Source organism: Methylobacterium sp. FF17, from assembly GCF_025813715.1.
Lineage (GTDB): Bacteria > Pseudomonadota > Alphaproteobacteria > Rhizobiales > Beijerinckiaceae > Methylobacterium > Methylobacterium flocculans.
The window spans coordinates 5,157,044-5,178,775 of the sequence record NZ_CP107532.1; the positions used below are offsets into that span (position 1 = coordinate 5,157,044).

The 21,732-nt window shown below is 66.6% G+C and carries 20 protein-coding genes, 1 tRNA gene and 2 pseudogenes; 6 read left to right on the forward strand and 17 right to left on the reverse strand.

Annotated elements, in window-relative coordinates:
- Positions 1–68 precede the first annotated feature (68 nt).
- The gene (locus OF380_RS24695) at positions 69–671 is read right to left on the reverse strand and encodes a hypothetical protein (protein WP_264048281.1); all 603 of its coding nucleotides are present in this window, start codon (positions 669–671) and stop codon (positions 69–71) included.
- A gap of 313 nt (positions 672–984) precedes the next feature.
- Here OF380_RS24695 and OF380_RS24700 point away from each other — a divergent pair.
- A pseudogene (locus OF380_RS24700) lies at positions 985–2,082 on the forward strand (IS630 family transposase).
- Positions 2,083–2,252: 170 nt separating this feature from the next.
- On the opposite strand, the gene OF380_RS24705 reads toward OF380_RS24700, so the two are convergent.
- From OF380_RS24705 to OF380_RS24720, 4 genes are all read right to left on the reverse strand, one after another.
- Positions 2,253–2,477, reverse strand: a complete 225-nt coding sequence (locus OF380_RS24705) for a hypothetical protein (protein ID WP_264048283.1) — start codon at positions 2,475–2,477, stop codon at positions 2,253–2,255.
- A 58-nt stretch (positions 2,478–2,535) separates the two neighbouring features.
- Positions 2,536–3,231, reverse strand: a complete 696-nt coding sequence (locus OF380_RS24710) for a sigma-70 family RNA polymerase sigma factor (protein ID WP_264048284.1) — start codon at positions 3,229–3,231, stop codon at positions 2,536–2,538.
- A gap of 375 nt (positions 3,232–3,606) precedes the next feature.
- Positions 3,607–3,861 (reverse strand): DUF2382 domain-containing protein, encoded by a 255-nt coding sequence (locus OF380_RS24715; RefSeq protein WP_264048285.1) that lies wholly within the window; start codon positions 3,859–3,861, stop codon positions 3,607–3,609.
- 119 nt (positions 3,862–3,980) lie between these two features.
- Positions 3,981–4,361, reverse strand: coding sequence for a hypothetical protein (locus OF380_RS24720; RefSeq protein WP_264048286.1), 381 nt, complete (start codon positions 4,359–4,361; stop codon positions 3,981–3,983).
- Positions 4,362–4,615: 254 nt separating this feature from the next.
- Here OF380_RS24720 and OF380_RS24725 point away from each other — a divergent pair, with 254 nt between their 5' ends.
- A complete protein-coding gene (locus OF380_RS24725; protein WP_264048287.1) occupies positions 4,616–4,765 on the forward strand; it encodes a hypothetical protein in 150 nt (49 codons plus the stop codon).
- A 2,266-nt stretch (positions 4,766–7,031) separates the two neighbouring features.
- Entirely contained in the window at positions 7,032–7,850 is an 819-nt protein-coding gene (locus OF380_RS24730; RefSeq protein ID WP_264048288.1) for an IS5 family transposase, read from the forward strand.
- A gap of 77 nt (positions 7,851–7,927) precedes the next feature.
- Here the strand turns inward: OF380_RS24730 and OF380_RS24735 are convergent, their stop codons facing one another.
- Positions 7,928–8,122, reverse strand: a complete 195-nt coding sequence (locus OF380_RS24735) for a hypothetical protein (protein ID WP_264048289.1) — start codon at positions 8,120–8,122, stop codon at positions 7,928–7,930.
- A gap of 143 nt (positions 8,123–8,265) precedes the next feature.
- On the opposite strand from OF380_RS24735, the gene OF380_RS24740 reads away from it, so the two are divergent.
- Entirely contained in the window at positions 8,266–8,601 is a 336-nt protein-coding gene (locus OF380_RS24740; protein ID WP_264048290.1) for a GCG_CRPN prefix-to-repeats domain-containing protein, read from the forward strand.
- Positions 8,602–8,606: 5 nt separating this feature from the next.
- Here the strand turns inward: OF380_RS24740 and OF380_RS24745 are convergent, their stop codons facing one another.
- Positions 8,607–8,954 carry a hypothetical protein gene (locus tag OF380_RS24745; protein WP_264048291.1) on the reverse strand — a complete coding sequence of 116 codons (348 nt, stop codon included), beginning with the start codon at positions 8,952–8,954 and terminating at the stop codon, positions 8,607–8,609.
- Between the two features lie 152 nt (positions 8,955–9,106).
- Here OF380_RS24745 and OF380_RS24750 point away from each other — a divergent pair, with 152 nt between their 5' ends.
- Both OF380_RS24750 and OF380_RS24755 read left to right on the forward strand, forming a co-directional pair.
- A complete protein-coding gene (locus OF380_RS24750; RefSeq protein ID WP_264048292.1) occupies positions 9,107–9,373 on the forward strand; it encodes a hypothetical protein in 267 nt (88 codons plus the stop codon).
- 217 nt (positions 9,374–9,590) lie between these two features.
- Positions 9,591–9,854 (forward strand): hypothetical protein, encoded by a 264-nt coding sequence (locus tag OF380_RS24755; RefSeq protein WP_264048293.1) that lies wholly within the window; start codon positions 9,591–9,593, stop codon positions 9,852–9,854.
- A 373-nt stretch (positions 9,855–10,227) separates the two neighbouring features.
- Here OF380_RS24755 and OF380_RS24760 read toward each other — a convergent pair.
- The 10 genes and pseudogenes from OF380_RS24760 to OF380_RS24805 all read right to left on the reverse strand — a co-directional run.
- Positions 10,228–10,715: pseudogene (locus tag OF380_RS24760) on the reverse strand (transposase); the annotation flags it as partial.
- 231 nt (positions 10,716–10,946) lie between these two features.
- Positions 10,947–11,023: transfer RNA gene (locus OF380_RS24765), tRNA-Met, on the reverse strand.
- A gap of 111 nt (positions 11,024–11,134) precedes the next feature.
- Complete coding sequence (gene trpB / locus OF380_RS24770) at positions 11,135–12,376, reverse strand: tryptophan synthase subunit beta (protein WP_264048294.1); 1,242 nt, start codon at positions 12,374–12,376, stop codon at positions 11,135–11,137.
- 221 nt (positions 12,377–12,597) lie between these two features.
- The gene (locus OF380_RS24775) at positions 12,598–13,236 is read right to left on the reverse strand and encodes a phosphoribosylanthranilate isomerase (RefSeq protein ID WP_264048295.1); all 639 of its coding nucleotides are present in this window, start codon (positions 13,234–13,236) and stop codon (positions 12,598–12,600) included.
- Positions 13,237–13,255: 19 nt separating this feature from the next.
- The gene (locus tag OF380_RS24780) at positions 13,256–13,630 is read right to left on the reverse strand and encodes a LapA family protein (protein WP_264048296.1); all 375 of its coding nucleotides are present in this window, start codon (positions 13,628–13,630) and stop codon (positions 13,256–13,258) included.
- Positions 13,631–13,668: 38 nt separating this feature from the next.
- Entirely contained in the window at positions 13,669–13,983 is a 315-nt protein-coding gene (ihfB, locus tag OF380_RS24785) for an integration host factor subunit beta (RefSeq protein WP_264048297.1), read from the reverse strand.
- A gap of 52 nt (positions 13,984–14,035) precedes the next feature.
- Entirely contained in the window at positions 14,036–15,022 is a 987-nt protein-coding gene (gene sppA, locus OF380_RS24790) for a signal peptide peptidase SppA (protein WP_264048298.1), read from the reverse strand.
- A 370-nt stretch (positions 15,023–15,392) separates the two neighbouring features.
- Positions 15,393–17,123: a 30S ribosomal protein S1 gene (gene rpsA, locus OF380_RS24795; RefSeq protein WP_264048299.1), complete on the reverse strand. Its 1,731-nt coding sequence runs from the start codon at positions 17,121–17,123 to the stop codon at positions 15,393–15,395.
- A 359-nt stretch (positions 17,124–17,482) separates the two neighbouring features.
- On the reverse strand, positions 17,483–20,608 hold the full coding sequence (locus OF380_RS24800) for an alkaline phosphatase (protein ID WP_264048300.1): 3,126 nt from the start codon (positions 20,606–20,608) through the stop codon (positions 17,483–17,485).
- Positions 20,609–20,869: 261 nt separating this feature from the next.
- Positions 20,870–21,580, reverse strand: coding sequence for a DUF1013 domain-containing protein (locus OF380_RS24805; RefSeq protein WP_264048301.1), 711 nt, complete (start codon positions 21,578–21,580; stop codon positions 20,870–20,872).
- Between the last annotated feature and the right edge of the window lie 152 nt (positions 21,581–21,732).

The following is a 21,732-nucleotide window of genomic DNA, read 5'->3' on the forward strand; positions in this document are numbered from 1 at the left end:
AGGATCCTGCGTGATGGATGAGGCTACATGGTCCAAGAGACGCCGCCGAGGGATTGAGGCGAGGGTCCTCAAGGACGTGAGGCAGCTCCCAGGAGCTTCGGTGACATCGCTGCGAGAGCCAGCAGCGGTCCAGGCATCACGACACCGGCCCGGCGCATGGTCTGGGCTGCCGCCCGGCAACCCTGAAGATCGTTGGCACCAGCCGCGTTCTCGATCTGCTGGACGTTCTCGGCAGATGGCTTGGGAGCCGCTGGCGCAGCCGGCGTTGCCGCAGGTGCATCCTTCACGGGTCCTGATGCCGTCGCCGTAGAGCCGGTCGGAGCGGCTTTGTTCTGCGCGTCACCCTGTGGACCGGCAGCACCAGGTCCGGAGGCCGTGATCTGCCCGCTCTGGCCTGAGGTGTTCTGCGGCGTGCCCGGCGCTGACGGCTTTGCTGAAGACTCGTCACTCCTCTTGGCCGTCACAGCAGTCGCGAGCTGAGGCGGTGTCTCCGCAGCCTTCGTGGCAGCCTCGGGCTGATGCACGAAGGCGACGAGTTCCTGGCAGAGGTTCGCAGGCTCCCCCGCACTCGTGCCGTTACCGTTGGACGGCCAGGTGGGCGCGCCTTGAGCGAGCGCGATCGCTGGTGTCAAGACCAGCGCGGCGATCATCGTCGCCTTCAAAGCTTGCATTGTCGAAGTCCTTGGATCAGCCGCGATCTGCGCAAGGGCGCGACCGTCGGTGCTGACGAAGGGGAACCAGCTGGAAAGGCGAATGGTTGCAGCACCCGAACTGACCGGTGCTCGCTCCGGATCACCGACGCCTGGAGCAGGCAGAATTCGCTGACAGCTTTGATAAGACTTCGTCGCACATGCTACCTAGTCTACGGCGCATCACGATCTTGGCCCAAATGCGCCGCCCACCATTCGTGAGACCTCATGCTATCCACCTGATACCAAGCCTCGTTGAGCGAGACTCACGCGGGGTGGCGTCGATATGCGGGTCATGATTCTGTCCTCTGGTTTTGGAGCCTGAGGAGGATGCGATGGCTGCTCCGGTACCGCTGCGGTCGGATTTTGATGCCGAGGCCCTGCGTGTCTTAGCCAAGGGGTCACGTGATCCGTCCCAGACCCGCCGCCTGTTGGCGCTGTCTGTGATTGCCGCGGGTGGCTCGCGTTCGGAGGCGGCCGAGATCGGCGGGGTCGGGTTGCAGACGGTGCGTGATTGGGTGATGGCCTTCAACGCCGATGGCCCAAGCGGGCTAATCGACGGCAAGGCCCCGGGTGCCCGTCCGCGCCTGAACGCCGACCAGCGCGAGGTTCTCAGGGCCCTGGTCGAACAGGGGCCGACGCCCGCCGCCCACGGTGTGGTCCGCTGGCGCTTGTGCGACCTTGCCCAGATCCTGTGCGAGGATCACGGCGTGTCGGTCTCCGAGCAGACCTTGAGCCGGGTCTTGCGGACCATGGGCTACCGGAAGCTTTCGGCCCGTCCACGCCATCACGCCCAGGACCCGGACGCCGCGGCTGTTTTTAAAAAAGCTTCACCGACCGTTTGGCGCAGATCGCGCAGGCTGTCGGGGCCAAGCCCGTAGAGATCTGGTTCTGCGACGAGGCCCGTGTCGGCCAGAAGAACACGCTCACCCGACGCTGGGCTAAGCGTGGAACGCGTCCCTCGGCGCCAAAGGATCAGCGCACGGCCTCGGCCTACATCTTCGGAGCGATCTGTCCGGCCCGAGGCGTGGGGGCAGGCTTGGTTATGCCCCGTTGCACCACCTCGGCCATGGCCCATCACCTCGAAGAGATCTCCGCAACCGTCGCGCCCGGCGCCCACGCCGTGCTGCTGCTCGATCAGGCCGGCTGGCACACCACCAGGAAGCTGCCTGTGCCCGACAACATCACCCTGCTGCCCCTCCCAGCCCGCTCGCCCGAGCTGAACCCCGTCGAAAACCTCTGGCAGTTCATGCGGGACAACTGGCTCGGCAACCGCGTCTTCCGATCCTATGCCGACATCCTCGACCACTGTTGCAACGCCTGGAACAAGCTCATCGCCCAGCCCTGGCGCATCACGTCCATCGGACGGCGCCAATGGGCTCATGCATGCTGATCAATGAGAGTTGGTATGAGGTGCCCGTTTCGATCCATGATCTTGCGCAACTGAAGTCGATTGCCCCGGTGAGGGCGGTAACCTCGCTTACCTGTCGCCCTAACCGGCTTCGCCATTCGCGCGTTGGACAAAGCAAAGGAGAGCCGGCCCGCCCATAAAGTGGGACGCGCTCATGACCGAATCGGAATACAGGGTACTGCACCGAAGCTTGTCGCGCGAACGACGGGTGCCCCACAGGCGGTCATCAGATCCCGCAGGAACTCCACCTCCTCCTCGGTCTCGGCCAGGGTCATGAACCCTGTCCGCGCATGCAGCACGCGCGCGCCGAGGAGCACGAGAAGATCGAAGCGCCCATCCGGCTGATCGACGATGGTGTATGTTACCCGCTGAGCCATGGAGCTACCTACGCGGGTAGACGTCGAAGGTTGCAAGGAAGCTGTGCGGAGCCGCTCCTTACGCAGAAACGCCTTCCTCAGATGTCCCGAGAGCCGCCGCCAGAAATGCACGGGCCCGGCTCACCCGGCTCTTCATGGTGCCTGTCTGCGTCCCCAGGAGGGCGGCGGCCGCTTCGTAGGTCATGCCCTGGCCTGCCACGAGCAGCAGGGCCTCGCGCTGCGCTGGCGGCAGCTTGGCGAGGATCGCCCAAACCTTCTGCAATTCGATCCCATGCTCCTGTGAAGGAAGCTCGATGAGCTGTGCGGCCGCAGCGCCATCGGCATCCTCGACTTCGCGCCTGGCCTTGCGGCACTCGGTGTAGAACTGATTGCGCATGATGGTGAAGAGCCACGCGTTCAGGTTCGTGCCGGGCACGAAGCGATCCTGGCTCTTCCACGCCTTCAGCAGCGTCTCCTGCACGAGATCGTCCGCGCGGGTGGCGTTCACGACAAGCGACATCGCAAAGCCGCGCAGGCTTGGCAAAGCGGCGAGGAGACCGGCTTTGAACGAAGCAGCGGCGCGCGTGTCCTGAGACGCGAATACCGCATCGAGTTGCGCGATCAGCTCGCGGAGCCGCTGAGGCGGCTCATCTGTCGTGAGCAAGCCGTAGGCGAGCTGAAGCTGGCTGCCGAGATGGTCGCGGACATGCTCCGGCAGTGCTGCGTTGCTTGCTGACTTCGCTTGCGCTTCGACGCCGATACGCACTGGGATCATGCAGGGTGGATCTCGTTCATGCGCTGCCATTCCGGTGCCGTCTCCTCACGCTACTCCTCTGCCGGCTAAGGGCATCGGGATGTTTCGGCAATTGGATGCGGGAGCGATTGGCACACCAATTCTGAAGGGTGCCTAACGCGAGATTAGACTGATATTCAGGAAGGGCCGCGGCCTTGCGAAAGCCGGTCCGCGTGGCTGCTCTATCCAGCCCGTCGCCCTCCTCGGAAAAGGGCCCGATGCCGCCATAACGATAGAGGGCCCGGTGCTGCGAACGGTGGTGCGAACGGCGAGTGTCCAAGCCGATACGCGTCTCCCACAATCCGAGGCGTGCATGAGGATGGGAGAGGCCTGATCGGCCTCTCCTTGCGGTATGGCTCAAACCGGCTTGCGCGGGGTCGTCTCGGTGGTGGTGCCGGTGGTCCCGGTCCGGCTGACCGTGCCGCGTCCGTCCTCCACCTCGACCTCGGTGTGGCGGACCTTGTCGGACACCGTCTCGGTGCGCTGGGTCGCGTCCTTGCGGATGCCGACCTCACCCGTGGCGCCGAGGTCGCTCAGTTCCGCCACCCCATGCATCGCGAGCGCCGCCTCGTTGGCATAGGCAAGCGTGTGATCGGGCTCGATCAGGATCACGCCTCACCGAGACCGGCAACGACCTGGGCCAACTGCGCTTGTGTATGCTGGCCGAGCATCGGCAGGTCCTTCGTTCGACACGACGACACATGTCGGAGGGCAGCTTGTCGCCGCACCCGCTACTGAATGGCCGCACCAACTTTTCCGAGCCCCACACGATCGCCTGCTGCGTTCACACGGCCATATCGAATGATTTGCGCCTGTAGATCGTTGATGGCTTCAACAGCATGTGCACGGGCCGTCCCGATGGCTCGCTGCAAGCGTCCGTCGTACGGTCCAGTTGTGCCCCGATCGATCAGACGCGCGGTGCTCTCCAGCCGCTCGAGTACTGCCCGACGAGCCTCCCAGATGCTGTGATCCTGTTCGAGAAAGCGTAGGGCTCCATCGACCAAGCGCATTACGTCATCCACGAAAGTAAGGGTATCACTCCCAGCTCCTTTGGCCTGTTCACCGGCTGCTGTCAGGGCTCGAACAATATCAGCACGAAGCTGTGTCGACACGCTGATTTCCTTTTAGCGGGTATTGGTACATTCGATAACGCCTTCCCAGGTGCAAATTTCAAACGACATCACGAAGATCGGGCCGGCTCGCCAGGTTCCAACAATCTTACGCTTTTGATTAACTACGATCGCGCGCTCACACACCCGTGAGGGTTCATAGGATCAACGCCGCACGTTCCTCGAACATGCGTATGTCCCGGTCGGTTCTTCCCACACTACATACCCTGGCTATCCTGCCAGCGCGCGATGCAGATATGCTCCTCCGTTCCGCTGAACAGCTGTATCTGGCTCAATTGGGTCAAGAAAAACGCAATGCCTTGAGACGCATCGCCGTCTATCGCCGCGTCCTGGGCCTGCCGCTGTCGATGCAGCTGATGCAGGAGAGATGGGCGGCTTCCGCGTGATGGGTGGAGCAGAGTAGCTCGGTGCGCCCTCTTCGCCGCGCCCCGTACAGACTTGATGCAATCGATACGCAGGCGGCCCTACAACTCGGCCCAGCCCATTTGATGCGCTCACAGATGTCACACCCACGGCCGCAACCCGTCCGAGCGGGCCGATGGTAGCCGCTCGCGTCGTCTACGATTCCTCCCGGTGAAGGATGCCGTTGAAGGAACAAGAGGCCCCGTGCTCGGTGCAGCCTTCGCCCTCGATGATGCGAGCGGAAGGGCCATGAAAGCGGATCGTGAGGGAGCAGAAGCCCCCAACCTTCAGGATTTTGCCGCGCAGTACGCCGACACGCTCGGCCTGGGAAGCGCGGTTCGTATGCGTGAATGGGGCATCAGTCCGATACTGGCCGCCCGGGAGTACGGTGATTTTGGCGTACGCCTCCCGTCGGTATCTGTCCCCTACCGTGGCAGGTACCGTCGATCGACACAGCGCTGCTCAGCACCAACGCTGCGCCAACCCTCCCGACCCATGACCGCGCGCATGTCGCTGCTCCGTAAAGGGGAGGCGCATGAGAGTTAACGGCTCGTAAACGAATTGCTGGCATATCGAAATTCAACGGCTTTGGTGCGCCCGAGCCACACTTCGAAAGGGCCCGAGGCATGATCACAGCGACCTTCATCGGCATGATGACCGCAGCGCTGACCGCTGCGGTGGCTGGAGCGATCAGCGATCCAGGCGCGAGATAAGCCACCAGCCATCGAGCTGCCGGGATCTCGACGGGCCGGTCACAGGCGCACGTCCAACTCCTTATGTGACTGCTACGCTACGGCGGATGTTTCTCGTACGTTGGGGCAGTTCGAGCCCTCGCCTGAGCGTAATTGGCTGATCAGACGGTGGGAGCACACCTGCTCTTGGTTCAGTCCGATGTCACTCACGCGCTCCGTCCTACGCCAGCACCGCGAGGTCGCCGCCGTAGTCGCGACCTACGGCATGTTTCTGGGTGGTATTCTGGTGCTCGCCTGGGCGATGGCCTAAGCTCGGCCCTGCAGCGTTGGCTGCTGCCGAGCTGGGAGCACTCAGCGAACGCATACGCGAGAGACCACTCGCACGTGCGGTCATTGGTGAGGTGGGCCGGCCGGCACGGCCAATCCCGGTGGCGCGCGGTCTGGCGGTCCATCGCGTCCATCGAGACCTTGAACGCCTCGGAGGCTACGTTTCACGGACGGGTACCCGGCGCCGACCCTGGCCACGATCTCCTCGCGTGACAGGCGGCTGAGGCGCCCGATGCGGGGAACGGGCCTCCAGGCGGACGAGGCGCGTTTCCAGGCGTGCAGATCCGTCGCCTCGATCGCACACACAGGGGCGTCAACGGACTTCGAGATGTCGGCGGCCTCGGCCGGGCTCAGATCCCCCGCTGCCAGCGCGTGCAGGATGGTGCCGGTCGCCCTGGGCAGGTCCGCCGTATCCACGATGGGTGGCAGGGCGAATAGCACAGCCCGGTCCTTCCGAGGCGGCACAAGGCGGTCCAGGCACATGCGCAGAACCGCAGGGTCAGCTCGATAGCCTTTCGGGTGATCGCCTCGCCCTCGCCGTCAAAGATGGCTTCCAGAGCGAGCGTAGCCTTGCTGCGGGACCCTTTCGAGCGCTGGGCCGGATTGCCGCACTGGCCTGGCTGAACGTCGGGTTTCCTCGTCGTCGTGGCTCGATCCTACCCCACCGTCAGCCTAGGCAATGGCCTGTTTCGATCAACGTTCAAACAGCTGCGTGCTGGCAAAGAAGCCTCAGGCCTCATCGACTTGAGGCATTGACGAGGGAGGTCGGACTTTCGTCCCAGCATTTCCGAGCCGGCACGAGTTCACCGTGTCGCCTCTTCGCGGTCTTCTCACGCTCGCACGCAACGATGCGCTCCCGATAAGCCACACGCTTTTCATGATCGGCTTCACGAGGAGATATCGGAATGCGGGTCGTGTTTGCGGCCAAAGGAAGGTTGCACGTTACTGCGCTGAGCAGTCGAAAATCGCAGGCGTACACCCTCCAAGGAGAAAATTCTTTGGTGCCAGGCCCCATGACAGCGGCTATCGAAGCCGCGACAGCGATAATGGCGATGACGTTGAGGATGATCTTTCCTGCCTTTGCCATCCGTTCAGCTCAGCAAAACCTAAATCGGCCGTAAGGTGCGCTTGTTAGACCCCGTTTCATAACGGGGTGAGGATGTTGGCGGTTGGGTGAGCGGCGGGTGCCGCAGGCGTTGGGGGAGTGTCTGACGCTCACCCTGGATCGCTGATGTGGACACCCACCGCTCGCGCCGAGCTTGCGCGCGAAAGCCGACCCTACGCAACCTGCCTGACCGATGCCGAATGGGCTGTGGTCGGCACGATGCTGCCCTGTCCCGCCGCGACTGGTCGTCCATGGCGCTGGCCAATGCGGTCGGTGCTCGACGGGATTCTCTACGTGCTCCGCACAGGCTGCGCATGGCGGCACCTGCCGCATGAGTTCCCGCCCTGGTCGACCGTGCACCGCTGGTTCTTGCGCCTGTCAGCGTCGGGCGTGTTCGAGCGCCTTGCCCATGCGCTCACGATGGACGACCGTGAACGAGCTGGGCGCGAGGCTAGCCCAACGGGCTCCGTCATGGATGCTCAAGCGGCGCGCTCGGGTGGTGTGGGCGTCGACGGGCAACGCGGCTACGATCCAGCCCGGCGTGTCGTGGGCCGCAAGCGCCACGCCCTGACCGACACGGATGGTCGCCTTCTGATCGCCGCCGTCTCGCCCGCTAACCTGCACGACAGCCATGGCGGCGTCGCACTTTTGCGTGCCTCACGTGATCTCTGGCCATTCCTGGCCCACTGCTTCGCAGACCGGGCTTATCGAGGCGAGCGCGTCGGCACCGCGACGGCGATCACCATCGAGATCGTCGCGCCCGACGAGGGACAGAAGGGCTTCGCGGTTCAACCGCGACGGTGGGTCATCGAGCGAACCTTCGGCTGGATCAGTCGATGCCGTAGGCTCGCCAGGGATCATGAGGCGACGGCCTCTTCCGCACTCGCCTTCTTCGTCCTAGCAGCAGCGATGGTCCTGGTCAGGCGACTGGCGAAGGAATTATGAAACAGGGTCTTATGGTTCCGACGCCAAATAATGTACCATCTTCGCAGCTTTGATCATAGTGATTGCCGTGTGCTTGCTTATATCACCGATATGCCGGCTTCGGTTCGATCCGTCAGCATCAACACCTTGGCGCTGTCGGCGGAGACAACCATCGTCTCGGTGGTGATGCGCTCCCGGAAGGTCCCAGCGTCCGGGCTGCATTCGTCCGTGTGGGCGACGATCTGGGCTTTCTTGATGCCGGCGTTGTCGGCGGCGCGTTCGGTCTCGGTCATGTGAAGAGCCTCCGGGTCACGGGTCTGAGACTGTCTGAACGGAACGGCCGCGCTTCCATCAGCATCGGTTCAGCGGATGGGGCGCAGCTTCAGGTTTCTCCGGACAGCCAAGGCTGCGGCCGGCCGCCAACAAGGTTCAGGTCATGAAGCGCGTGAAGGTACTGGGAATAGCTGCCGTGATGGTTTCCGGGCTCAGTCTGGCGACCTCGGCCAATGCCGCTGACCTCTCGTTCGACCCCTTCGAACAGAGCCGGAGTGAAGCTGTGGTCGAGTTCGTAGCCGGTGGATGCGGCCCCGGCTTCCATCCCAATCCGTGGGGCCGCTGCCGCCCGAATGACCGTGGCTACGGCTATGGTGGGTATGGAGGTCCTCGCCGGTTCTACGAAGGACGCCCGGCTTACGGCTACGGAGACGGTTATGGCCGTCGCGGTGACGGCGATGGGTATGGCGGCCCGCGTCGCTTCTATGACGGCTACTGAGGACATCACGGCTGGTGTCCCTCCGGGCGCCACCCGGGCAGGCCTGCCCATGCCTTGTCGATGATGCTTTTGCGGCGCTCAGAGCGGTCCTGAGCGGCATCGGCGACGATCCGTAGCGCCGCGTCCATGGCTTCAAGACCGCCCGCCGCCGAGGCTTCCTCGCCCTTTCGCCGGATCGCGGCTTGGAAGGCTTTCACAGCCGGGCCGGCGCTCGGCTGGGTCTCGACGGCCGCGATGAGGGTCAGCAGGGCGTCTGCGATCGGGACGATGGCTTCCTGCCACGGCGGAGCAGGGGGAGCGGCCGGTTCCTGAGGAACAGCGGAGGACAGCACGGTCGTTCGCGGACGGATCATGCGTCGTACTCCTGTGCGCGAGATGTCGGTTTGATGCACGCGTGCCAAACGGCACGGCGATCCGGCTGAAGGGCTCCTAGATCAAGGTCACTGAACAAGTCACGGCCAGCCGCCATTCGACGGAGACCGCGCAAACCCAAGTGGATTGTGCCATGAACACCCGTATCACCTCTGCTGTTGCTGCTATTGTCCTGAGCGTGAGCGCGATTGCTTCGCCCGCCCTTGCTCAGGGCCGCGCCTCTTCGACGAACGTTGCTGCCGCGATCCCATCGGCCAGCGTCGACAGCCGCTACGACGACATCACCACCGGCTCGATCGGCTATGGCCGGCGCTACGACTCGGCCCAGGAAGGCAACGCCAACCAGCCGAACTTCCTCGTCCAGCAGTACGGCCAGACCTCCGGTGGTCCGGCTCGCTAGGCCGTCACACGATTGAGACGATCGGCGGCGGGGCGAAAGCCTCGCCGTTTTCGTGTCTGGCGCACGCGGCGCCATCCCGCTAGGCCGGTCCACCCCTCGGCTGGGGCCGCCGCATCCGTGCGCAATCACACCGGCAGACCCCCCTCCAATCTGAGTTAATGAATGTCGCACCTTCGAGGCAGACCCACGCCTCCGTGACCTCACAGGAGTGCGCGCTATGCTCGAACGGCCTGCGGAGTTCTGGGCAACCATCCCCTCCCTAGTCACGTCGAAGGTCGGACCCGCACTCAAGGGAAGACCGGAAGCGCGTGAGCTGGTGATCGAGTACCTGAGAGACCTAGAAGTGGTGGCTCGGCAGGAGTGCATCAGCCGCGAAGCCGTGCAGGTGATCGCCTCAGGGCGTCGGCTGCTGGGGGATAAGACGAGCGTCGGCGAAGGCATGGGCCGCTCTTTTCAAATGGCTTGGGCGAGACGCGCCTAGGACGCCAGCACGTTGCGCCGGTCTGCTGGTGCGAGGCGGTTGAGGGCGACGCTCGCGGGCTCCAGGGCAGCAGGATCGGTCTCAGCCTGGGCGAGAAGCCGGCAGGCATCCGCCACGCGGGGGCTGGCCTAGACCCGCACCAAAGCCCGGAGGGCTTGGAGCCGGGCGCGCTGCTCGGCGGAGTCAATCTCTTCCGCGAAAGCCCCCCATTTGTCGCCCGCCGGGATCACCGTGAGGGCTCTCACATCTACACCAGAGAGGGGCGCCCGCGAGCCACCCCCACCCCTTATGATCGGGGTGTGGGTGTGGATTACGGGTGGCCCACACCTCCACACCATTCCACACCACATCTGTGCAGATGTGGAAGCTCACCCTTGTCGTTGACGAACCATCCAGCCGCCTTCAGCAAGGCGCTCATCTTCCGGCAGCCGTAGCGACCGTACCGCTCCGCCAGAGCGATGAGATCGGCCGTCAACGCTTCTTCGTCGTCGCGCCCCCGCGGTACCTTGCGCGGTGTCGAGCGATGCTGACCGAGCGCCCGGCAGGCGCCACGCCCGGAGACGGTCATCCTCAGCATGATGTGCTCGACACGGGCGCGTCGGCGCGCGGGGCTTAGACGTTTCCCCGGGACGCCTCCGGCAAGATCAGCTTGTCCAGCGTTAGGTCGACAATGGCTTTCCTGAGACGCTGGTTCTCCGTCTCAAGACCCTTCATCCGCTTCACTGGGCCCGATTTCCGGCTGCCGTACTCCTTGCGCCAGCGAGAGTACGTCACCTCGGTCACGCCGATCGCCCTGCTCGACGCGGCGACGCTCTGTCCTTGTGAGACCCGCACGTCGACCTGACGCAGCTTGCTCACGATCTCCTCGGGCTTGGGGTCGTTGGGCCATCGGTTCCGTCCTCTGTCGGCTCAAAAGACAGGCTTCAGGACGGGCCACTCCCAAGGGGGCCGATCACCAGCGGCTAGGCCCTTCATCGAAAGCAGCATTTTCAAAGGGGTGCGCTGGCATTGAGCGCGCGTATAGCCGTTCTTATGGGTCTCGAAGAGCAAAGAAAAAGCCCGCTAAGTCATTGACTCAGCGGGCTAGAACTTTGGTAGCGAGGGAGAGATTTGAACTCCCGACACAAGGATTATGATTCCTCTGCTCTAACCAACTGAGCTACCCCGCCATCTCGCGGCCACCGATCCCGGCGGCTGCGCTGAGATCGGCGGTATAAGGAAACCCGCCCTCGGGTGTCAACGGGGTCCGGAGGTGGAAAACGCAGCCCTTCGGCCGTCCCTCAGAGGCGTGTGCCGAGGATCTCGGCGACCTGCGGGATGTCCTTGTCGCCCCGGCCGGAGAGGTTGAGCACCATGAGGTGGTCGGCCGGCTTCTGCGGCGCCAGTTCAAAGATCTTGGAGAGGGCGTGGGCCGGCTCCAGGGCCGGGATGATGCCCTCCAGCATCGAGCACAGCTTGAAGGCCTCCAGCGTCTCGGAATCGGTGGCGGAGAGGTAGGTCACCCGGCCCGCCTCGTGCAGCCAGGCGTGCTCGGGGCCGATGCCCGGATAGTCGAGGCCGGCCGAGATCGAGTGCGCGTCGGCGATCTGCCCGTCGGTATCCTGCAGCAGGTAGGTGCGGTTGCCGTGCAGCACGCCGGGCTTGCCGCCCGAGAGCGAGGCCGCGTGCAGGCCGCTGGCGATGCCGTGGCCCGCCGCCTCGACGCCGTAGATCTGCACCTCGGGGTCGTCGAGGAAGGGGTGGAACAGGCCCATGGCGTTCGAGCCGCCGCCGATGCAGGCGACCAGCGAATCCGGCAGCCGGCCCTCCATCTCGAGCATCTGCTGCTTCGTCTCGCGCCCGATGATCGACTGGAAGTCGCGCACCATGGCCGGGTAGGGATGCGGTCCCGCCACCGTGCCGATGCAGTAGAAGGTGTCGGCGACGTTGGTGACCCAGTCGCGCAGGGCCTCGTTCATCGCGTCCTTGAGGGTCTTCGTGCCCGACTGGACCGGCACCACCTCGGCGCCGAGCATCTTCATGCGGAACACGTTCGGTGCCTGGCGCGCCACGTCGACGGCGCCCATGTAGACCACGCATTTCAGGCCGAAGCGCGCGCAGAGGGTGGCGGTGGCGACCCCGTGCTGTCCGGCGCCCGTCTCGGCGATGATGCGCGGCTTGCCCATGCGGCGGGCCAGCATGATCTGGCCGAGCACGTTGTTCACCTTGTGCGAGCCGGTGTGGTTCAACTCTTCCCGCTTAAAGAAGATCTTGGCGCCGTGCCCAGGGGCCGCCTGCGCGCGCAGGTGCTCCGTCATGCGCTCGGCGTAGTAGAGCGGGCTCGGCCGCCCGACATAGTGGGTGAGGTGGCTGTCCATCTCCGCCTGGAAGGCCGGATCGGCCTTGGCGGTTTCGTAGGCCGCCTCCAGGTCGAGGATCAGCGGCATCAGGGTCTCGGCCACGAAGCGTCCGCCGAAGATGCCGAAGCGGCCGCGCTCGTCCGGGCCGTTGCGGAACGAGTTCGGAGGGGGAGCGATGGTCACGGGCTTGGTCCTTGAAATCACGGGGTGCGCTTGGCGACACGCCTAGACCCGCACGGGGTCCGGCGACAATGCGGCCAACGCGCCGATCCTTGAGATCAGGGGTTTTCGCACGCGAATGCAAGGGTCTTGGGGCGAGAGTTCTTGAGCCGGAGTTCTTGAGCCGGAGTTCTTGAGCCGGAGTTCTCGGGCAAGCGGCGCGGGGCGCGGAGCCCCCTGCCCCGTCAGCGCCTGGCGGCCGCGATGAAGGCAGCGATCCGCTCCGGCGACTTCTCGCCCGGCTGGGTCTCGACGCCCGAGGAGACGTCCACCGCCCGCGCGCCGGTGCGGGCGAGCGCCTCCGCCACGGTCTCTGGGGTGAGGCCGCCCGAGAGCATGGTGCCCACCGGAAGTTCCGCGCCGGTGAGGATGTCCCAGTCGAAAGCATGGCCGTTGCCGCCGGGCAGGGCCGCGCCGGGGGGCGCCTTGGCGTCGAGGAGGAGCCGGTCGGCGCCGGCATGAACCGCCACGGCGTCGAGGTCGGCGCGCGTCGCGATTCCGACCGCCTTCATCACCCGGCGCCCCGTCGCGGCGCGGATGGCGGCCACGCGCTCCGGGGTCTCGCGGCCGTGGAGCTGGATCCAGTCGGGGTCCAGGGCTTCGACCGACGCCGCCACCAGGGCGTCGTCGGGATCGACGAGGAGCACCACCCGCTCGGTCCGCCCCCTGGCGCGCGCGGAGAGGACCCGGCCGGTCTCCAGGCTCACGTGGCGTGGGCTTCGTGCGAAGTGCACGAAGCCCACGAGGTCGGCGCCCGCCTCTAGGGCGGCGTCGAGGGTCGGCGCCGTGCTCAGCCCGCAGATCTTGATCGCGATGGCGGCCATGGTGGAACGCGTGTGGCCTTCAGCGCGGGGCCGGCAGGGCGACGCGGTCGGAGGCGTTGCGGTAGATGCCGTTCGGACCCTCGTTGGCCGGCGGCGGCGCGTAGGTCTTCAGGCGGGCGGTCTCGCTCTCCAGGCGGCGGATCTCGCGGCGGCGCTCGGCGCTGGTGCGGCGGGTGCCCGATTGCCCGAGCCAGGCGCCGCAGCCGCCCAGCAGCACCCCCAAGGCCACGGCGATGAACAGCAGGAGGTAGAGCGGCAGCGTCGCGCTGAAGACCGGCATGTCGGGCGAGAACGGATCGAACGAGATCCGAACCAGATCGCGGTTGGCGACCGCCAGGGCCACCACCAGGATCGCCACGGGAAGCAGCACCAGGCCCTTGAGGAAGCGGATCATCGCGGGAAACTCCGAAGCGTTGGGGAACGGGGCGGCGGTCAGGAGGCGGAGGCGGCGTCCGCCTCACCGATGCCGGCCTCGTTGAGGCGAAGGCGCATCTCCTTGCCCGTCTTGAACACGGGGATGGCCTTCTCGGAGACGGCAACGGCCGCACCCGTGCGCGGGTTGCGCCCGCGCCGCGCATCGCGGCGCTTGACCGAGAAGGCGCCGAAGCCGCGCAGCTCGACCCGGTCACCCCGGGCCAGGGCATCCGCGATGGTGTCGAGGATCGCGTTCACGAGGGTCTCGACGTCGCGCTGGTAGAGGTGCGGGTTCTGCTCGGCGATCTTGAGCACGAGCTCCGACTTGATCATGCGGGAACCTTCACGACGTCATGCACGAATGGGGTGGGGACGGGCCCGCGCTTCAGCGGGCGGCTTCCGCCGGCCCGGGGCGCCACAGGACCAGGAGACCGCCCTCGGCGAGCCCGGCCGTCTCGTCGCCGACCTGGCGCAGGCGAGCCGCGAGGCCGCCCAGGCCCGCGAGGTCGGCGCCGATTCCGAGGGCCGACCAGAGCCGGAAATCGCTCCTGGCCGTGGGCTTCCAGTCGAGCACCGGCAGGTCCTTGGCGACGCCCCGCTCCGCCTCGAGCCAGGCGATGGCCTGGCGCTCGCCGCCGACGCCGTCCACGAGCTTGAGGGGCACGCTCTGGCGCCCGCTGAAGACCCGGCCGTCGGAGACGCTGGCGAGCTCCTTGTCGGTGAGCTTGCGCCGGTCGGCCACCAGGCCCTTGAACCACGCGTAGGTGTCGCCGACCACCGAGGCCAGCGCCGCGCGCGCCTCCGGCGAGGTGGGCGAGAAGCCCGAGGGCTCGGCCTTCAGGGGTGCGGACTTCACCGATTCGACCTTGACCCCGACCTTGTCGAGGAGGCCCGAGACGTCGGGATACTGGAACAGAACGCCGATGGAGCCGACCAGCGCCGTCTCGCGGGCCACGATGTGGTCGGCCGCGATCGCCGCGATGTAGGCGCCCGAGGCGGCCGTGCCGTCCACGAAGGCGACCATCGGCTTCTTCTCCGAGAGCGCCCGCAGGTTGCGGTAGAGTTCCTCGGAGCCGGTGGTGGTGCCGCCCGGCGAGGAGATCGAGACCACGACGCCCTGGACGGCGTTCGAGTTCCGCACCCGCTCGATGAGCTTGGTGGTGGCCTCGCTGCCGGCGATGAAGCCGCCGAGCGAGATACGGGCGATCTGCGGCCGCACGCTGCCGAGGCCGAGACCCTCGCTGCCGCTGCGCACCCGCAGGCCCACCGCACCGACCGCGACCACGAGGCCGCCGATGCCGACCACGCGCCACAGGGAGAGCTTGCGGCGCAGGCGCCGGCGATCGATCAGAAGTTCGGCATCCGCAGCCATGCGCTGATTACGCTCCCTCGCGCGCCGGCTGCGCCGGCTGATTCTGTCCGGACCCGAGGGCCGGCATCGGCCCACATGCGTGCGCCTTCCGGTCCTTGTCCCACACTCCCCGCCGATTTGCACCAAGCCTTTGGTGCGGCACGCGTCCTTGCGCGAGACAGGGGCGGGACGCCGTCATATCCGCCGTCGTCGGCGCGATGACGGGCGCGTGTTCTAGCGCCGTCCGGCACGGACCGACAAGGGGTCTCCCATGGCGGCTCGCGTCGGGGGGAGCGCATGCGAAAACGCCCGCGCGGGAGGCGATCCCGCGCGGGCGTCGTGGTCGTATCCCGGCCCCCGGTCCCGAAGGACCGGGGGCTTGCCGAAGGGCTTAGTCCTGCGGCTCGTCCTTGTCGTCGCTGGTGCGGGCCTTCTTGAAGGCCGCGCCCAGGATCTCGCCCAGCGAAGCGCCCGAATCGGTCGAACCGAACTGGGCCATCGCCTCCTTCTCCTCGGCCATTTCGAGGGCCTTGATGGAGAGCTGGACCCGGCGCGCCTTGCGGTCGAACTGGATCACGCGGGCATCGAACTTCTCGCCGGCGGCGAAGCGCTCGGGGCGCTGGTCGCCACGGTCGCGGGCGAGTTCGGCGCGACGGATGAAGGTGGTGAGGTCGGTATCGACGATCTTCACGTCGACGCCGGAATCCTTCACGTCCACCACTTCACAGGTCACGATCTGACCCTTCTTGAGGTCACCCGCTTCCGTGAAGGGGTCGCCGCCGAGCTGCTTCACGCCGAGCGAGATGCGCTCCTTCTCGACATCGACGTCGAGAACCTGGGCGCGCAGCATGTCGCCCTTCTTGAACTCCTCGATGACCTGCTCGCCGGGACGGTTCCAGTCGAGATCCGACAGGTGGACCATGCCGTCGACATCGCCGTCGAGGCCGATGAACAGGCCGAACTCGGTCTTGTTCTTGACCTCGCCCTCGACCTCGGAGCCCACCGGATGCTGCTGGGCGAAGGCCTCCCAGGGGTTCTGGAGGGTCTGCTTGAGGCCGAGCGAGATGCGGCGCTTGACCGGATCGACCTCGAGGATCTGCACTTCCACTTCCTGCGAGGTGGAGACGATCTTGCCCGGATGGACGTTCTTCTTCGTCCAGGACATCTCGGAGACGTGGATCAGGCCCTCGATCCCCGGCTCCAGCTCCACGAAGGCGCCGTAATCGGTGATGTTGGTGACACGGCCCTTGAGCTTGGCGTCGACGGGGTAGCGCTGGGCGATGCCCTCCCACGGATCGGCGAGCAGCTGCTTGATGCCGAGCGAGATGCGGTGGGTCTCGTGATTGATCTTGATGATCTTGACCTTGACCGTCTGGCCGATGGTCACGACCTCGGACGGGTGGTTCACGCGGCGCCACGCCATGTCGGTGACGTGGAGCAGGCCGTCGATGCCGCCGAGATCGACGAAGGCGCCGTACTCGGTAATGTTCTTGACGACGCCGTCGATGACCTGGCCTTCCTCAAGGTTGGCCACCAGCTCGGAGCGCTGCTCGGCGCGGCTCTCCTCGAGGACGGTGCGGCGCGACACGACGATGTTGCCGCGGCGGCGATCCATCTTGAGGATCTGGAAGGGCTGGGGGGTGCCCAGCAGGGGCGTGACGTCGCGCACGGGGCGGATGTCCACCTGGGAGCGCGGCAGGAACGCCACGGCGCCGTCGAGGTCGACGGTGTAGCCGCCCTTGACCTGGTTGAAGATCGCGCCGGTGACGCGCTCGTTGGCCTCGAAGGCCTTCTCGAGCTTGACCCAGCTCTCCTCGCGGCGCGCCTTGTCGCGCGAGATCACGGCTTCGCCGAGCGCATTCTCGATGCGGTCGACATAGACCTCGACCTCGTCGCCGACGGCGAGTTCGCCTTCGCGGCCGGGGCCGTTGAATTCCTTGAGAGCGACACGGCCTTCCGTCTTGGCGCCGATGTCGATGACGGCCACGTCCTTCTCGATCGCAACGACGCGACCCTTGACGACGGACCCTTCGGTGATCTCGTGCTGGAGGAAGGACTCCTCGAGCAGGGCCGCGAAATCGTCGCGGCTCGGGCTACGCTGCAGGGCGTTACCAGCGGTCATTCTGTCTCCTGACAGGCCTCATCGGGAGGCCGGCATCGGCGGCTCGTGTGACGGGGCGCCCTCGACGTCGCCGCCCGGGGTCGCTGACCCGACGGGCTCAACCTCCCGGACAGGAGGGCCGACGCGTTCTCAAACGATGGTCGAGAGCGATCCTCCAACGGGCGCGAGACCCGGCGCAGGTGCCCGAGCCGTATCGAGTCCGAACGGAGAACCGGCGTGGCATAGCCGATCGCGGCGCGTCGGGCAACCGTCCGCGCGCTGCCGCGTCCGGTCTCTCCGGAACGATCGGCGCGGCAGGCCCGCAACGCGAAGGGGCCGCGCCAGCCGGCGCGGCCCCCCTGCATCGCCGGTGCTCGGGTTCAGGCGATGGTGCCGTAGCCGAAGGTGCCGTCGTTGAGGACGGCGCGGTTCTCGACCAGACCGTACTGCAGATAGTGCTGCATCGGGTTGAGCCCCGCCTGCGCCACGTCGCCGTTGACCGCAAGGTATTCCGAGCTGTCGAAGTCGGCGGAGGGATCGCGGCCTTCCTTCCAGCCGTAGGTGTCGTAGTGGCCGAGCGGGTTGATGCCCGCCGCCGCGACGTCGCCGTAGGCGGCCAGATACCCCTTGGTGTCGAACACCGCGTTCGGATCGCGGCCTTCCTTCCAGCCATCGGTGTCGAAGTGCTGGCGGGCGAAGGCGAAGGTGTCGCTCGCGCCCGTGCTCTGCGCGACCTGCAGCACGTCGGCATTGGCGAGCAGGTAGAACTCGGCGTCGAACCCGGCCTTGATGTCGGCGGCCTTGCCGACCGCGTCGAAGATGGCGCGGCCTTCGGCCTGGCCGTACTGGAGGTAGTGCTCCAGCGGGTTCAGCCCGGCGTCCCGCACGTCCGTGTGGCGGGCGAGATAGAACTCGTTGTCGAAGCGCGCGCCCGGGTCGCGGCCCTCCTTGAAGCCGGACTGCTGGTACTGGGTGAGCGCCTCGGCCCCGGACTTCACCACGTCGGCGTTCACGCCGAGATAGCCCTTGGTGGAGAAGAAGGCGTTGGGGTCGCGGCCCTCGGCGGCACCGTAGGCGGCGTAGTGCGCATCCGCATCCTGGCCGGCGGCGAGCACATCCCGGTTGGTCAGGAGGTAGTACAGGTCGTCGACCAGGGGGTTGCCGTCCGCCGTGTCGATCATGCGATCGCTGAACTGGAACTGCTCGATGCCGATCAGGGTATCGGTACCGTCGGCCCCGGAGATGGTGACGAATCCGTTCGCATCCCGGCCGAGCGCGACGGAGCCGACGGTCCCGGTGAAGATCACCCGGTCCACCCCGTCTCCGCCGACGATCCGGTCGTTGCCCGCACCGCCGATGAAGCTGTCCGTGCCGCCCGCCCCGTTGAGGGTGTCGTTGCCGGCGCCTCCCACGAGGAAGTCCGCGGCGCTGCCGCCCGTCACGGTGTCGTTGCCCTGGCCGGCATTGACGTAGTGGCTCTGATCCACACGGCCGCTGAGCGGTACGAGGGTGTCGTTGCCCGAGGTGCCGAGCGCCACGACCCGGAAGCCGTCTCCGCGCTGCGTTCCCGCGACGAGGTCGCGCACGTCGAAGGTGAGGCCATCGGTCGTCGCCACGAAGGCGAGGCCCTCGTCGTCGATGCGGGTGACGGCGCCGGTGAGCGTGTCCCCCGCGCCTTCGGCCTGAAGCCGCACGGCGAGGCCGCCATCCTGGTTCGCGCCGGTCAGCCCGTCATTGGCCGTGCCGTTGCCGACCTCGGCCGAGGTGAAGGTGAGGCGCACTTGGCCCGCCGCCGCCGCCGAGACCTCGACGCGGTCGCTGCCCTCGCCGAGGTCGATCCGGTCGGTACCGTCGGTGCTGACGTTGAACAGGGCGGTGTCGTTGCCCGCGCCGCCCGAGAGGGCATCGTCGCCGAGGCCGCCATGCATGACGTCGTTGCCGAGGCCGCCGACCAGGGTGTCGTTGCCGCCGCGACCGTCGATGACGTCGTTGCCGGCGAGCCCGTCCAGGGTCTCGCCCACCTCCGAGCCGATCAGGTTGTCGTTGCCGGTGGTCACCGGCGTCGCGCCGAGGCGGGCCTGGGCCAGCAGGTAATCGCCGAGTTCGGCCTCATCGGTGAAGGCGCGGCCGCTGCCGAGGGCCTGGCCCCGGGCGTCGGTGAAGGCGTCGGTCTGGTCGGCCAGCTGCGTCAGCTGGGCCGAACCCGCGCCGGCGGCGAAGAGCGGGATGACCTGGTTCGAGTGATTGGTCGAGAAGAACAGGCCCTCCGGCACACCGTCGCCGTTCCGGTCGGGCTGGACCGCCTGGTAGGGGATCGTGGCGCCCTCGGGGCCGAAGAACAGGTGGTCGTGGTCGGCCGTGACGATGAGCAGCGTGTCCTCGAAGGTCGCCTTGCTGGTGGGCGCGTTGATGTAGTCGACGACCGACTTCACGGCGTTGTTGAAGTCGATGTATTCCTCGATCATCCGGCCGCGATTGTTCGCGTGCATCGCCCGGTCGACGGCGCCGCCCTCGATCATCAGGTAGAGGCCGTCAGGATCGGCGTTGAGCTTGTTGAGCGCGGCCAGCGACAGTTCGGAGAGCGTCGCGGAGGATTCGAGCCGCGGCACGCTGAACGGGATCTCGGTGGTGTTGGCGGCGGCCGCGCCCGAGCGGTTGAAGTTGTTGCTGGTGAAGGCCTTCGAGATCATCGCGAGGCGCTCGGAGGTCGGGGCGCCGGTGGCCGCCGCCTGGATCGCGGCGCGGTCCTGAAGCAGGTTCCAGGTCGCGCCGTCCTGCGACTGGTAGCTGTCGGCCTTGAGGCCGTTCCAGAGGTCGGCGCCGATCCAGGTGTAGTCGGCAGTGGTCCGGAGGCGGCCGTTGTCGTCATAATCCGGATTGCCGGTGCCGGCGATCACGTCGAGGGTGCCGGCCCCGAACATCTCCTGGGCGATCTGGTTGGCGTTGGAGCGCGCGATGTTGTGCGCGCCGCCCGTCGCCGAGGGGGTCGCGTCGCTGAACTGCACCGTGGTGACGACGCCGGTGGCCTTGCCCTGCTGCTTGGCGAGCTCGGCGATCGAGAACAGTTCCGCGCCGTTGCCGTCCACGTCGATGGCGTTGTTGTAGGTCTTGTCGCCCGTGGCGATGGACGAGGCGGTGTTGCCCGAATCCGGATAGGTGCTGCGGTTCCACTCGTAGCCCGCGAAGGCGCGGGGCTGGCCGTTCGGATCGAGGCCCGAGACGGGGGTGAAGTCGTAGTTCTTGGCCGGGTCGTAGACCACGGCCGGGTTCTGGGCGAGCCCGGTTTCGCCGGGCACGGGGGTCGTGCGGTTGTCGAGGGGATAGACCGACTGCGCCGTGGCGGTGAAGCTCGCCCCGTCGGCGATCAGCACCTTGCCGGCGGCGCCCGCGCGCGCATCGCCGTCCGCGAGGCCCTTCAGGTAGAGCCGGGTGGCTTCCAGGGTGTTGTACCCCGCGCCATCGGCGATCATCACGATGACGTTCTTGACGGAGCCCGCATTGGCCATGTCGACGCTTCCCTCTCCCACAGCGCGGATGCCGGTCGGGTTCGCCGCCGGATGCCGAGTTCCGTGGAGTTATTCGCAAGCGTGCGACGGCCGGATGACTGCGGAGACAAAGAGAAACATTTTGAACGCGGGAAGCGAACACGGTTTCGTGTGCACGGCCCCGATCCGCGATCCGGCGGGGATCGGGTGGCCTGAACGCGAAAGCCCCGCTGCCTGCGGGGCCGCGGGGCTCGATGGCGAGGTCGTCCGTGCCGAGGACCGTCAGTCCTCGTCGTGGTCCTTGGTGCTGCGCATGCCCTTGAGCTTGGCGAACACCGAATCGGCGTTGAGCCGCTCGTCGCGGGCGCTGCGGTGGTGCTCGTCGGCCTCCGTGTAGTCCGTGGCCGTCGAGACCTCGGTGGGCAGGAGCGTCGCGCCGCCATCCACCGGCATGTTGGCCGGGCGGTCCTTGGCCGAGCGCTGGACCTCGAAGTCGAGGTCGATCTGCGTGCACAGGCCGAGCGTCACCGGATCCATCGGCTGGAGCGAGCCCGAGTTCCAGTGGGTGCGCTCGCGGATCTGCTGGATCGTCGACTTGGTGGTGCCGACCAGCCGGATGATCTGCGCGTCCTTCAGCTCGGGATGGTTGCGCAGCAGCCAGAGAATGGCGTTCGGTCGGTCCTGGCGGCGCGAGAGGGGGGTGTAGCGCGGACCCTTGGTGGTGCGCTTGACCTCGGGCAGCTTCACCTTGGAAACCGCGACCTTGAGCTTGTAGGCCGGGCTCTTCTGCGCCTTCTCGATCTCGTCACGGGTGAGCTGGCCCGTGGTGATCGGGTCGAGCCCCTTGATACCGGCGGCGACCTCGCCGTCGGCGATGCCCTTCACTTCGAGGGGGTGCAGCTTGCAGAAATCGGCGATCTGCTCGAAGGCCAGCGAGGTGTTCTCCACCAGCCACACGGCGGTGGCTTTCGGCATCAGCGGGCCTTGCGACATCGGGTAACTCCAACAGGTACGTGCGGGACGGGTCCGGGGCGCCGCCGACAGGGCGTCGCTCGCTCCGGCCTGAAGAGGGGCCGGCAGCATCCCGTCTCAACGCTGCAATAGGGAAGCGCCGTCTATACAGGTTCCGATGGGGTCTGCGCAAT